Raw genomic sequence first — 12,275 nt, 5'->3', positions numbered from 1 at the left:
TGTCACGCAATCCGTGCAAGCTGAGGGGTGAACTCGCCACCGAACGCACGGTTGAACCAGGCGCGTGATTGTTCGGGAGAAATCCCGGCGCGTTCGGCCACCAATTGCCGCGCCTCTTCCGAGAAATCCCAGAGGCCGACACTGATCCGGTCGCGCCCTTCGCCCTTGGCGCCGACCACCTCGGGCGAGGATCCGATCATCCGGTAGATCCGCACCATGCGCGCATCGAAAACGCCCACATAGTGTTCGATTCCGAACCCATGCATTACTTCTCCGCCGCCCAGCATCAGCGCGCCAGCCGTGCGGGGCTCTGCATCACGCGACAGACAGAAACGGGTGCATTCCCAGATGAACGGACTGCGGATTTTCACGCCATCGGTGAGGTCGAGAAAATGGTCATTCACCATGCAAGGGCCGGTGGTCGGCAACAGACGCATGGATCCCCCGTGCGACCCGTCCGGTTTCTCCCAGATCACGTAAAGCGGATTGAGGGCGTCGTATTCATCCCGTTCTTCCCCGCTTTCGTCCACCTGAACCTCCCATCCCAGTCGGGTTTTGAACTGGTCGGCGCGGTCACGGAACATGGAACGCTTCAGCTTGGGGAACTTGTCGAGATCATTGGCATAGATATAACGGAGCATTCTGGCATCCCTTCCCATTGTTGAATGAGAACAGAAGTAGAACATCAAGATTAACCGTTCCCTAACAAGGCGCACGTTGCGTTAACCCTTTTTAAACGACTATCAGCCCCCAGCTGAGTGCCCGCGCAACCGCATGGGTTGTATTGAGGGCCCCCAGCTTGGACCTTGCCGACTCGATATAGACCCGCAATGTGTGCTCCGAGATCGACAGCGCCTCGGCCACCTGCGCGCGACTGTGGCCCGACGCCAAAAGGGTCATCGCGTCAACTTCGCGCGGCGATAGTGCGCGCGTCTGGGCGGGTTGGCGTCCCGGTTCAAATTCCAGGGCCTTTTCGTTGAACTCGTGGGCAATCAGGATCAGGTCACGCCTATTTCTGCCGATGAATTCTTCCCATGTCCGGTCGCTGCACTGATGGCTGGCTGAGAACAGGGCGAATTGTCCGTTAGGGCCGCGAATGGGCACGGACAACCCCTGATTGCCGACACCATGCGCGATTGCGTCGACCTGAAACTGCCGGGCCGCTTTGGTGGACCAGTCAAGGCATTTCCAGTCAACCGGATGAAAACGTTGGAAACATCCGATGATGACGGGATCTATACGCAGGTAATCCCGTGCAACATAGCGATCGACCCAGGCATCGCTATAGGTGCCGCATCCGTATTGATCTCCGTCCGTGTTGACCCAGTGATAGACGAGGTGATCGACACCGAAATGGTCACGCAGTTTCTCGATCGCACCTTGTAGGGCCTCAAGCCCGTGCGCGCTCCCGAGATCTTCGAGAATCGACTCCCGCCGATGCGTCATGCCCATGAGTCGTTGCACCCGCACCCTCCACGTCCAGGACGATCTCGGCGGCAGCAACTTTGCTGGTCTCCTCCAGCTGGGCGGCAAGCGCCTGCAGGTCATTGGCCTGTGCGAAAGTCCGCAAATCCGCGAGAACGTCGAGTATCCAGTTATACTTCATCTTCAACTCTCGTTTTTGGTGGTTAAGGAAACGTTAACACAATCATAGCATGAATCATTTTGGCTCAGAAATTCACGTATTCTTACTCCCCAAAAATGGCGGGGCCAGGATTGGCTAAGATGCTGAATAAACGCATTTCTCTTTCAGAAACGTAAAACGCCCGCGAATTCGACGTGATTCGCGGGCGTTAATTTTTCGGTATTTGGACGGGCTGCATTAACCCGTCCGTCCGCGGCAATTTACTTTTTACCGGCTTCCAGAACGTCCTCGACGGTGCGCAGGCCGGTCTTGGGCGACTGGACCAGAACCGCCATGTTGCCCGGCTTGTGCTCGTTGCGCATCATTTTGGTGTGCGCTTGCGGGATTTCGTCCCATGCAAAGACTTCCGACATGCACGGGTCAAGGCGACGCTCACACATCAGGCGGTTGGCCGAAGCAGCCTGTTTCAGGTTCGCAAAGTGCGAGCCCTGCAGACGCTTCTGGTGCATCCACATGTAACGCACGTCAAAGGTACAGTTGAAGCCCGAGGTGCCGGCGCAGATCACGACGATACCGCCTTTTTTCACAACCAGGGTCGAGACCGGGAAGGTGGCCTCGCCGGGGTGTTCGAACACCATGTCGACGTTCACGCCTTTGCCGGTGATGTCCCAGATCGCCTTGCCGAACTTGCGGGCTTCTTTCAGCCACTCGTTATACTCGGGGCTGTTCACCGTGGGCAGTTGGCCCCAGCAATTGAAGTCCTTGCGGTTGATCACGCCCTTGGCGCCCTGATCCATCACGAACTGGCGCTTGCTTTCGTCCGAGATCACGCCGATGGCGTTGGCGCCTGCGGTGTTGGCCAGCTGGATCGCATAGGACCCCAGACCGCCCGAAGCACCCCAAACCAGAACGTTCTGGCCCGGACGCAATTCATGCGGGTGGTGGCCGAACAGCATGCGATATGCGGTGGCCAGCGTCAGCGTGTAGCAAGCAGCCTCTTCCCAGGTCAGGTGCTTGGGACGCGGCATCAGCTGTTGCGCCTGAACGCGGGTGAACTGGGCAAACGACCCGTCACCGGTTTCATAGCCCCAGATACGTTGGGTCGGCGAATACATCGGATCACCACCGTTACATTCTTCGTCGTCACCGTCGTCCTGGTTACAGTGGATCACGACCTCGTCACCCACCTTCCAGTTCTTGACCGAAGAGCCCACGGCCCAAACGATGCCCGAGGCATCCGACCCGGCGATGTGGAAACCCTGGCCATGTACGTCGAACGGCGAAATCGGCTGACCAAGACCTGCCCAGACACCGTTGTAGTTCACACCAGCGGCCATCACGAGAACCAGAACGTCGTGGCTGCCCAGCTCCCAGGTATCGACAACCTCTTTCTGGAACGACTGTTCGGGTTCGCCATGGCGGTCACGGCGGATCGCCCATGCGTACATTTTCTTGGGTACATAGCCCAGAGGCGGCATTTCGCCGATTTCGTAAAGATCTTTTTCGGGCGCATCATACGGCGCAATGCCGGTTTCGGTGTCCAGAGCCATGTCAGCCTCCTGCAAGTTGAACTCGTTTTGCCGCGACGCAGAATCGCGACGTCTGAAGGATGAGTATCGACGGACTTGAAATAATGCAACCTCATTTGGTGCTATTTTGTAATTTTATGACCGAGCGAACGCAGAAATTCCTGCTGCACTCGCAAAATGTCCCAGAATCAGCCCAAAAGATGCCTGATCGAGTTCGCGTAAAACGCCAAAGCCGCGGCCTGATCGGGATTCGCATGGAAACATCCGGCCTCTTTTTCGATCATCCTGCGCTCGCTCAGCGTACGCAACCCGACCTCGATCGCATAGGTCAGATCATCCCGCGGCAGGTGCACATGCGCCTTGCCCAGGGCTTTGATCCGGTCTGCGCAGGCATTTTCGACCGCCGCACGCGACAGGGGCGCGTCGGCATCCTGAATCACCGACGCTACCAGCGGGACCGGCAAAACCGGAACCACAGATTCGATCCGGTCCATCAACGCATAGGCCAGCGCCTCGGACAGCTCGCCCGTGCGCGATTTTTGGAACTCGGACAGGGACAACGGCTGGCCGAAACTGACCGCCGCATATCCGAATTTGTGATAGCGCCCGCGCAGTCGCAGCCACATCTGTTTCAGGAAAAAGCCTGACACGACGCTGATCCGGGCATTGAACCGCCGCCCGCCACCTTCCAGCGCCTCAAGAAGAATACGGTCCTCAAGCACCCGATCATAGTTCAGCGCAACCGGGACAAAGACCACATCACGCCCGCCAGGTTCGAACCCGTTGACAATGTATTTCAGCAATCCATGCTTAGGGGCCTGCGGCGCCCCATCAAGGCTCAGCCCGCCTTCGGGGAACATGGCCTGCGTGACCCCGCCATCCGTGGCCAGCCGGACATAACGCGCCAAGACCTTGCGATAAAGCGCATTGCGCGACTTGCGCCGGATGAAATAAGCTCCCATCGCCTTGATCAGCCGCGACAGGGGCCAGACCCGCGCCCATTCACCCACGGCATAGGCAAGGGCCGAGCGTTCCGCAGCGAGATAGGTTACCAAAACGTAATCCATGTTGGACCGGTGGTTCATGACGAAAACAACAGTCGACTCTTTCGGAATATTCTGCAGCCCGTCCTCATCAAGATAGGCCAACCGGACGCGGTAAAGGGCCTGACTCAGAAAGCGCGCAAGCCGGATCGCCACTCCGAAATAGGCCGATGCGCTGAACGACGGCACGATCTCGCGCGCGTACCTTTTGGCTTCGGCAAAAGCGACGTTTTCAGGCACCCCGTTCTTGCGGGCGTGTTCGACAATCGCCTCGGTCACGTCCGGCGAATAGATCAGACGCTGGATCATATCATGCCGTCGGGCGAGCTTGAACGGTTCGATGGGACGCTCAAGCCTCTGGTTCAACCGCTCCACGGCCTTTTCCATGCGGCGGCGAAAGAACCAGCGCACCGAGGGGAACAAGAGGTGACTTGCCGCCGTCACTGCCGCGAACAGCAGGATCAGCAGGAAAAGCCACAGCGGAAGTTCGACAGTCGATCCCATGCGCAACTCTTGCAATGCAGAGCACCAAGGTAAATATCAAAATGCATGATGGACAATCAAAACGCCGATGAAGAGATCATCATTACGCAAGGCTTTCACCCGGATGAACACAGTTGTGTGGCTGGCCTCTTCTGGAACGCCTTTCAGAGTAAACTTTGGCCCATCATGCGGCCCGAGGCCAAAGCCCAAACCTTCATCGAAGCCGCGCTGAACCCAGCCTTCGCTCTTGCCGCACGCAACAAGCACGGCGCGTTGTTAGGCGTTGCAGGCTTCAAAACCGCATCCGGCGCGCTGGTCGGCGGTGGATTGCAGGATTTGGCAAAGGTTTATGGGGCGTTGGGCGCTATCTGGCGCGGTGGCCTGCTTGGACTTCTTGAACGCGACCTGAACGAGGACGTCCTTTTGATGGATGGCATTTTCGTCGCGCAGAATGCCCGCGGTATGGGGGTGGGTACGGCCTTGTTGCGCGCGATCAAGCGCGAAGCCCTGTTACGCGGCTTGCACGCGGTGCGTCTGGACGTGATCGACACCAATCCCCGCGCCCGCGCACTGTACGAAAGGGAAGGCTTTGTCGCCACCGGCATCGAACATCTGGGCGTATTGCGACATCTGTTCGGCTTTCGCAGCGCCACAAAGATGATATGTGTGGTCGCAGCGTAATTGCCGCGACGCAGCGAATTGACTTGCACATGATATTTCGCATATCTACGCTCTGACGCAACAAAGTTGCCCTACCGATTCATGAGGACGATCCATGTCGCAGACGCAGAAAGACCGCCCCTGGCTGATCCGCACCTACGCGGGCCACTCCACCGCGAAGGCCTCGAACGAGCTGTATCGCTCGAACCTTGCCAAGGGCCAGACAGGCCTTTCGGTTGCCTTCGACCTGCCCACCCAAACCGGCTATGACAGTGACCACGTGCTGTCGCGTGGCGAGGTGGGCAAAGTAGGCGTGCCCGTCTGTCACCTTGGCGATATGCGCACCCTGTTCGACCAGATCCCGCTCGAGCAGATGAACACCTCGATGACGATCAACGCCACCGCACCGTGGCTCCTGTCACTCTACATCGCCGTGGCCGAAGAACAGGGCGCGGACGTGTCCAAGCTTCAGGGCACCGTGCAGAACGACCTGATCAAGGAATACCTGTCGCGCGGCACCTATATCTGCCCGCCCAAACCGTCGCTCAAGATGATCGCGGACGTGGCCGAGTATTGTTATACCAACGTTCCGAAATGGAACCCGATGAACGTGTGTTCCTATCACCTGCAAGAGGCTGGCGCCACGCCGGAACAGGAACTGGCCTTTGCGCTGGCCACCGGCATTGCGGTTCTGGATGCGCTGAAACCGCGCGTGCCCGAGGAAGATTTCCCGGCGCTGTGTGGTCGCATCTCGTTCTTCGTCAACGCCGGCATCCGTTTCGTGACCGAGATGTGCAAGATGCGCGCCTTTGTGGACCTCTGGGATGAAATCCTCGAAACCCGCTATGGTGTCGAGAACCCGAAATACCGCCGCTTCCGTTACGGCGTACAGGTCAACTCGCTTGGCCTGACCGAGCAGCAACCGGAAAACAACGTTTACCGCATCCTGATCGAAATGCTGGCCGTGACGCTTTCGAAAAAGGCCCGCGCCCGCGCCGTGCAGCTTCCGGCGTGGAACGAAGCCCTAGGCCTGCCCCGCCCGTGGGACCAGCAATGGTCGATGCGCATGCAGCAGATCATGGCCTATGAAACCGACCTGCTGGAATACGAAGACCTGTTTGACGGCAACCCCGCCGTAGACAAGAAGGTTGCCGAGTTGAAAGAGGGCGCGCGCCACGAGTTGGCCAACCTCGACAGCATGGGCGGCGCGATCGGCGCCATCGACTATATGAAATCGCGCCTTGTGGAGTCGAATGCCGACCGCCTGAACCGCATCGAAGCCGGGGAAACCGTCGTGGTCGGTGTGAACAAATGGCAGCAAGGCGAACCCTCGCCCTTGATGACCGGTGATGGCGGCATCATGGTTGTGGATCCTGCGGTCGAGCAAGAACAGATCAGCCGTCTTGACGAATGGCGTGCCGCGCGCGACAGCGGTGCCGTTGAAAAGGCACTGGCCGACCTGCGCAAGGCCGCCCGCAACGGCGACAACGTCATGCCGGCCTCGATCGCCGCCGCCAAGGCCGGTGTCACCACTGGGGAATGGGCCGCACAAATGCGCGCCGTGCATGGCGAATATCGGGGCCCGACGGGTGTTTCCGCGTCGCCCTCGAACAAGACCGAAGGCCTTGATGATATCCGCGAAGCCGTGGACGCGGTCTCGGATCGGCTGGGCCGCCGCCTGAAATTCGTAATCGGCAAGCCCGGGCTTGACGGCCACTCGAACGGCTCCGAACAGATCGCCTTCCGTGCCCGCGATTGCGGCATGGATATCGAGTACGACGGCATTCGACTGACGCCCGAAGAAATTGTGAACTCGGCTCTTGAAACCAAGGCGCATGTCGTGGGGCTGTCGATCCTGTCAGGCAGCCATATCCCGCTTGTCGAAGACATGATGAACCGCATGCGCGAAGCTGGGCTTGGCGACGTTCCGGTCATTGTCGGCGGGATCATCCCCGACGACGACGCCGAGCGTCTGCGCGCCATGGGTGTGGCCCGTGTCTATACGCCCAAAGACTTTGAGCTGAACACGATCATGAAAGACGTGGTCACGCTGGTGGATCCCCAGGCGGTCGCAGCAGAGTAACACCCGGCCCCGCGCCCATTGAAAAAGCCCCGGAGGAAACTCCGGGGCTTTTGCCTTCGGCGAGAGTATTTTTGCAAAGGTGAAGGATGGGGCGTTGTGGCCTTTGCTGCGGGTGGTATCCTGCCCAGGAACAACAGGAGCGTGCCATGACCATTCATATCGGAGCCAAACCCGGTGAAATCGCCGAAACCGTCCTCATGCCGGGCGACCCGTACCGCGCCAAATGGGCAGCTGAGACCTTTCTCGACGATGCTGTCTGCGTGAATGAAGTGCGCGGCATGCTGGGCTATACCGGCACATGGAAAGGCAACCGGGTCACCATTCACGGGTCCGGCATGGGCATGCCCTCCCTCTCGATCTACGTGAACGAGCTTATCCGGGACTATGGCGCGCAAACCCTGATCCGGATCGGATCCTGCGGCGGCATGCAGCGCAAAGTTGGCCTGCGTGACGTCATCATCGCCATGACCGCATCAAGCCTGTCGACCCCTTCCTCGGGCATCTTTAAAGAGCTGAACTTTGCCCCCTGCGCTGACTGGAGCCTGCTGAAAGCGGCGGCCGAGGCAGCAGCGGCCAAGGGCACACAGACCCATGTCGGCGGCATCTATTCCGCAGATGTGTTCTATGACGAACGGCCCGACCTCAACGAACAGATGACCCGGCACGGCATTCTCGGGGTCGAGATGGAAGCGGCAGAGCTTTACAATCTGGCCGCCCGCCATGGCCGCCGCGCCCTGGCCGTTCTGACGGTCAGCGATCACCTTCTCACCGGCGAAGCCCTGCCATCAGAGGACCGCGAACGCAGCTTTGGCGACATGGTGGAAATCGCGCTAGAAGCAGCTTTCGCCTGATAGTAGCCCGATCAGTGCCGCCAGTTCGGCGCGCGGTCGTCCGCCCCTGTGGCGCAGACCAAGCGCTTTTCCCGTGAAGACCTGATGGCGGAACGGGGCAACCAATCTGCCCTGTTCCAGATACCTGCGCACCAGAGGCGCATGCCCCATCAGAACCCCTGCGCCGTTCAGGGCTTCTTCGACAGCCAGCGCATAAAGCGAATAAACAGGCCCCCGCAACGGCAGTTTGAGCCCCTGCTCCGACAACCAAGTGGCCCAGTCCTGTTCCCACACTGCATCACACAGACATGGCACCTGCATCAGGTCCTCGGGTGAGGACAAACGCCGCGCAAGGTCCGGTGTGCAAACCGGAAAAATCGCATCCTGCGCAAGAGTCTGAGCGCTTTCAGCCTCGAAGAAGATCGCCAGATCAAACGGCTCACGTGCCAGGTTCGGGGGGTGTTCCATGGCCGTCACGGAAATTTCCAGACCGGGCAACGCCGCGCGCAATCCTGGCAGGCGCGGCGACACCCAAAGCTGAGCAATGGCAGGCAGAGCCGCGATATGTACGCGATGGGGGCTGGCCACCTGTTGCAGCGCGACGGTTGCCCGCCCCAGTGCGTCAAATGCGTCCACCATTGCCGGGCATACCTGCCGCCCCACCGCTGACAGCGTCACACCTTGCGGTTTTCGTTCGAACAGAGCGGCCCCTGCCCAGGCTTCCAACGTTTTGATCTGCTGCGCCACCGCCCCTTGTGTCACGCAAAGCTCATCCGCAGCGGCGGTAAAGCTCTCAAGCCGCGCCGCAGCCTCGAACGCGCGCAACGCGTTCAGCGGTGGCCCCTTGGGCCGGGGAGGATTGACCGCCATACATTACCCCAAGATTTTCTAGCCCTAGAATTTACATAATCTGGTTTGCGTCAAGCCCCCGCATCGTCTTGACTACCCCAGAAACCCAAAGGAGATCCCATGCCTCACCTCACGCCGCGCCCATGGGTGCCCACTGCTTGCGAAACCCTTGTTCAGAACATCGCCACCCAGACCGCCGACTCTCAGAGCGGCCACATCGCTGACCGGCTTGATCGTCTCGCCGCTGACAATCGCCACATTCACGAACAGGCCTGTTTCAATCTGAACCCGGCCACCAATGTCATGTCGCCCCGCGCCGAAGCGCTTTTGTCCAGCGGTCTCGGCAGCCGTCCCTCGCTTGGATATCCCGGTGACAAATACGAGATGGGCCTTGAGGCGATCGAGGAAATCGAGGTCATCGCGGCAGAACTCGCCGCCGAGGTCTTTCGCGCCCGCTATGCCGAGATCCGGGTGCCTTCAGGCGCGATTGCCAATCTTTACGGCTATATGGCGTTAACCAAACCGGGCGATGCCATCATCACGCCCCCCGCCGCCGTGGGGGGGCACGTGACCCACCATGCCGCAGGATGTGCGGGGCTTTATGGGGTGCACAGTCATGCCGCCCCGATTGATACGGATGGCTATTCTGTCGATCTCGACGGGTTGCGCGCGCTTGCCCATGAGATCCGGCCACGTCTGATCACCATCGGTGGTTCGCTCAACCTCGTCGAACACCCTGTGGCCCAGATTCGCGCCATCGCTGACGAGGTCGGGGCGTATGTGCTTTTTGACGCAGCGCACCAATGCGGGTTGATTGCCAGCGGGGCCTGGACCAACCCACTGGACGCTGGCGCGCACCTAATGACAATGAGCACCTATAAAAGCCTCGGAGGGCCTGCCTCCGGCTTGATCGTCACCAATGACGCGGGGATTGCCGAAACCCTTGACCGGATCGCCTTTCCGGGCATGACCGCCAATTTCGATGTGGCCAAATCCGCCGCACTGGCGATGACGCTTCTGGACTGGCGCGACTTTGGTGCTGACTATGGGCGCACGATGATCGATCTGGCGCAGGCGCTGGCCCATGCCTTGCGTGACGAAGGCCTGCCAGTGTTTCAAACGCGCCATGGACCAACCCTCTCTCACCAGTTTGCCGTTGAAGCCGCGCCATTCGGAGGCGGTCAAGCGGCCTCGAAAACCCTGCGAAACGCCAATCTTCTGGCCTGTGGAATCGGGCTGCCGATTGCAGAGGTCGAAGGCGATCTGAACGGGTTGCGGATCGGAACGCCGGAACTGGCGCGCTGGGGCATGACGGCCGAAGATGCGCCGCGATTGGCCGCCCTCATCGCAAGGGCCCTGCGCAGTAACGATCCTGCGGCCATCGCCCCAGAAGTGTCAGAGTGGCGGAAAACCTTTGACAGGCTGCACCACGTGCACGTTTGACCTGTCCCGGCTTTTTCTTTGCACAAATACCTTGGGGTGAATTGCGCTGGACATCGTCCGGCGCAAGAGGGGCAACGCCCCTCCTACTTTACACCCCGTGGCTGCGATCATACCCGTTTGGCACCGAGGGCTGCCACCCGTCCAGCACGCCATCCGCCGGGGCAAACACCTCGACCAAAAGCGGATGGCACATGGCCGTGTCCGAACTGTGCTCACTCGAACAATCCCCGCCGGGACAGGCGCTCAGAGCGCCCAAGAGGTCAATCTCGGCAAAGAACTCAAGATAGTCCCCCGGCCGCACGGGGCTGGCTTTCATGAAATACTGGCCCGTATCCCGCGTGAACCCGGTACACATGAACACGTTCAGCACATCATGCACATGCGGTTCTGCCTCAAGCAGCCCCAGCCCCGTTTCCGCAGCAAGCGCACGGGTGAGGTTGGAATGGCAGCAATGGTGATACTGTGTGCCACTCAGAAGGTTGCCGGTATAAGGATCACACCGCGTGCCGATCACGTCATGGACCGAGCCGCCATATGGGTCGATCCCGTACCAGGACAGCGTGTCATGGGTGATGGTTGCCATGGGGCGCAGATGCGGAAAGCTCGACCACATGCGTTCACCCGTGGTCAGATGGGTGCCATGCAACGCACGGGTTTTGCCCGAGTAGAACCTTTCTCTCAGATCATGGGCATTCCACAGGTTCAAATCGCCAACCTGGGGTCCGTCCACCGATGAGATTCGAAAGAAATGTCCCTTGGGTGCATGAAAACATCGCGCATCCCGCGCCGGCACCAGAACCTCGTCTACCTTGTGCGCCGTCTGGCGTGCTGTCTGATACAGCGACAAGGGCGGCACCGGCAGCGTTTCATTCGGATAGCAGATCACCGGCGCAATCGCGCGGCGGGCATCAGCGTCGGCGGGAGGGAGAGCATCATCGGTCATGGCGTGACCCTGCCCGCAGACATCCGGAGTGGCAATCCCTTATTCGACCGTGATCACGATGACTTCGGAGACGACCGGCGGATTGTGGGGCACATGATACTGGTCCCCCAGCACCAGCTGCAAACTGTGCTGTCCTGCAGGCAGGTCAAGCTGCACCTCGGTCTGGCCACCTCCGAAATGTTTGTGATTGTCGTCGGTCGGGATACCATTTTCCAGGATTTCTGCATCGTCGGGGCCTTGGCCAAGTGGTGGGCGATTCAGGAACAGATGATGATGGCCTGTATTGTCCTTTTCGACCCCGGCGGGGGCCACCCCCATCCCGGTAAGACCAAACTGCACCGTCACGGGGCCAGAGACAGTCGCACCATTCTCAAGGTTGATGAAGTAAACAGACGCCCCGTCCGGGGCAGGTGTTTCGCCCGCATGAGCCCAGCCGGCACAGGCCATGGCGGCGATCAAAACCAATTTGCGCATATCCATATCTCCTATTTGCGTAGACACAAGGATAGCAGGCGTAGGCATTTCGACAAAATCAGCATCGGCCATGCGGCACGAAGAGGAAAAGCGTCCCGTGATCGGGACGCTTTTGATCAGGCGGCTTTGACGTATTCGAAATAGTCAGCCGAGTCTTTCCGGGCCTGCCCCTTGGCCACCATTTGCAGCGGCGGCTGGTAGTAGGCATAGGCTTGTTCCAAAAGCTCCAAAGCGCGTTCGGCAAAGTCTTCGGGTTTGTGGTTCGAGGTCATCTTGGTCACTCCGTAGGTATCAGAACGCCTCCCTTGCCTCGCTATGTAGGGAATTAAAGCACCGCTTTCATCAGACATTGT

12 protein-coding genes are annotated in these 12,275 nt (G+C 59.5%); 4 read left to right on the top strand and 8 right to left on the bottom strand.

The genetic code is table 11. The annotated features are described in order from the left end of the window. Positions 1 to 2: 2 nt before the first annotated feature. The 4 genes from WNE31_RS08695 to WNE31_RS08680 form a co-directional block, all read right to left on the bottom strand. Positions 3 to 641, bottom strand: coding sequence for an acyl-homoserine-lactone synthase (locus tag WNE31_RS08695; RefSeq protein ID WP_349979344.1), 639 nt, complete (start codon positions 639 to 641; stop codon positions 3 to 5). A 91-nt stretch (positions 642 to 732) separates the two neighbouring features. Further along, positions 733 to 1,452 (bottom strand): helix-turn-helix transcriptional regulator, encoded by a 720-nt coding sequence (locus WNE31_RS08690; protein ID WP_463407426.1) that lies wholly within the window; start codon positions 1,450 to 1,452, stop codon positions 733 to 735. 393 nt (positions 1,453 to 1,845) lie between these two features. After that, entirely contained in the window at positions 1,846 to 3,135 is a 1,290-nt protein-coding gene (gene ccrA, locus WNE31_RS08685; protein WP_349979343.1) for a crotonyl-CoA carboxylase/reductase, read from the bottom strand. A 167-nt stretch (positions 3,136 to 3,302) separates the two neighbouring features. Continuing rightward, complete coding sequence (locus WNE31_RS08680) at positions 3,303 to 4,661, bottom strand: 1-acyl-sn-glycerol-3-phosphate acyltransferase (protein ID WP_349979342.1); 1,359 nt, start codon at positions 4,659 to 4,661, stop codon at positions 3,303 to 3,305. 45 nt (positions 4,662 to 4,706) lie between these two features. On the opposite strand from WNE31_RS08680, the gene WNE31_RS08675 reads away from it, so the two are divergent. From WNE31_RS08675 to deoD, 3 genes are all read left to right on the top strand, one after another. Next, positions 4,707 to 5,321: a GNAT family N-acetyltransferase gene (locus tag WNE31_RS08675; RefSeq protein WP_349979341.1), complete on the top strand. Its 615-nt coding sequence runs from the start codon at positions 4,707 to 4,709 to the stop codon at positions 5,319 to 5,321. A gap of 94 nt (positions 5,322 to 5,415) precedes the next feature. Next, positions 5,416 to 7,383 carry a protein meaA gene (locus WNE31_RS08670; protein WP_349979340.1) on the top strand — a complete coding sequence of 656 codons (1,968 nt, stop codon included), beginning with the start codon at positions 5,416 to 5,418 and terminating at the stop codon, positions 7,381 to 7,383. Between the two features lie 146 nt (positions 7,384 to 7,529). After that, positions 7,530 to 8,234, top strand: coding sequence for a purine-nucleoside phosphorylase (deoD, locus tag WNE31_RS08665; RefSeq protein ID WP_349979339.1), 705 nt, complete (start codon positions 7,530 to 7,532; stop codon positions 8,232 to 8,234). Here the strand turns inward: deoD and WNE31_RS08660 are convergent. Then, positions 8,214 to 9,083 carry a LysR substrate-binding domain-containing protein gene (locus WNE31_RS08660; RefSeq protein WP_349979338.1) on the bottom strand — a complete coding sequence of 290 codons (870 nt, stop codon included), beginning with the start codon at positions 9,081 to 9,083 and terminating at the stop codon, positions 8,214 to 8,216. The genes deoD and WNE31_RS08660 overlap by 21 nt on opposite strands. A 99-nt stretch (positions 9,084 to 9,182) precedes the next feature. Between WNE31_RS08660 and WNE31_RS08655 the strand changes: the two genes are divergently transcribed. Next, positions 9,183 to 10,505 (top strand): serine hydroxymethyltransferase, encoded by a 1,323-nt coding sequence (locus tag WNE31_RS08655; protein WP_349979337.1) that lies wholly within the window; start codon positions 9,183 to 9,185, stop codon positions 10,503 to 10,505. Positions 10,506 to 10,593: 88 nt separating this feature from the next. On the opposite strand, the gene WNE31_RS08650 is transcribed toward WNE31_RS08655, so the two are convergent. The 3 genes from WNE31_RS08650 to WNE31_RS08640 form a co-directional block, all read right to left on the bottom strand. Next, complete coding sequence (locus WNE31_RS08650; RefSeq protein ID WP_349979336.1) at positions 10,594 to 11,448, bottom strand: urea carboxylase-associated family protein; 855 nt, start codon at positions 11,446 to 11,448, stop codon at positions 10,594 to 10,596. 39 nt (positions 11,449 to 11,487) lie between these two features. Beyond that, entirely contained in the window at positions 11,488 to 11,922 is a 435-nt protein-coding gene (locus WNE31_RS08645) for a DUF4399 domain-containing protein (protein ID WP_349979335.1), read from the bottom strand. 116 nt (positions 11,923 to 12,038) lie between these two features. Then, positions 12,039 to 12,194, bottom strand: coding sequence for a hypothetical protein (locus WNE31_RS08640; protein WP_349979334.1), 156 nt, complete (start codon positions 12,192 to 12,194; stop codon positions 12,039 to 12,041). Positions 12,195 to 12,275: the final 81 nt, after the last annotated feature.

Source organism: Shimia fortis, from assembly GCF_040225985.1.
In the GTDB taxonomy this organism is placed as follows: domain Bacteria; phylum Pseudomonadota; class Alphaproteobacteria; order Rhodobacterales; family Rhodobacteraceae; genus Shimia.
This window is presented reverse-complemented; position numbering and strand designations above follow the sequence as displayed.

Coding starts and splice junctions, on each gene's coding strand:
- WNE31_RS08695 (WP_349979344.1), bottom strand. CDS start 641: ATGCTCCGTTATATCTATGCCAATGATCTCGACAAGTTCCCCAAGCTG.
- WNE31_RS08690 (WP_463407426.1), bottom strand. CDS start 1,452: ATGGGCATGACGCATCGGCGGGAGTCGATTCTCGAAGATCTCGGGAGC.
- ccrA (WP_349979343.1), bottom strand. CDS start 3,135: ATGGCTCTGGACACCGAAACCGGCATTGCGCCGTATGATGCGCCCGAA.
- WNE31_RS08680 (WP_349979342.1), bottom strand. CDS start 4,661: ATGGGATCGACTGTCGAACTTCCGCTGTGGCTTTTCCTGCTGATCCTG.
- WNE31_RS08675 (WP_349979341.1), top strand. CDS start 4,707: ATGATGGACAATCAAAACGCCGATGAAGAGATCATCATTACGCAAGGC.
- WNE31_RS08670 (WP_349979340.1), top strand. CDS start 5,416: ATGTCGCAGACGCAGAAAGACCGCCCCTGGCTGATCCGCACCTACGCG.
- deoD (WP_349979339.1), top strand. CDS start 7,530: ATGACCATTCATATCGGAGCCAAACCCGGTGAAATCGCCGAAACCGTC.
- WNE31_RS08660 (WP_349979338.1), bottom strand. CDS start 9,083: ATGGCGGTCAATCCTCCCCGGCCCAAGGGGCCACCGCTGAACGCGTTG.
- WNE31_RS08655 (WP_349979337.1), top strand. CDS start 9,183: ATGCCTCACCTCACGCCGCGCCCATGGGTGCCCACTGCTTGCGAAACC.
- WNE31_RS08650 (WP_349979336.1), bottom strand. CDS start 11,448: ATGACCGATGATGCTCTCCCTCCCGCCGACGCTGATGCCCGCCGCGCG.
- WNE31_RS08645 (WP_349979335.1), bottom strand. CDS start 11,922: ATGCGCAAATTGGTTTTGATCGCCGCCATGGCCTGTGCCGGCTGGGCT.
- WNE31_RS08640 (WP_349979334.1), bottom strand. CDS start 12,194: ATGACCTCGAACCACAAACCCGAAGACTTTGCCGAACGCGCTTTGGAG.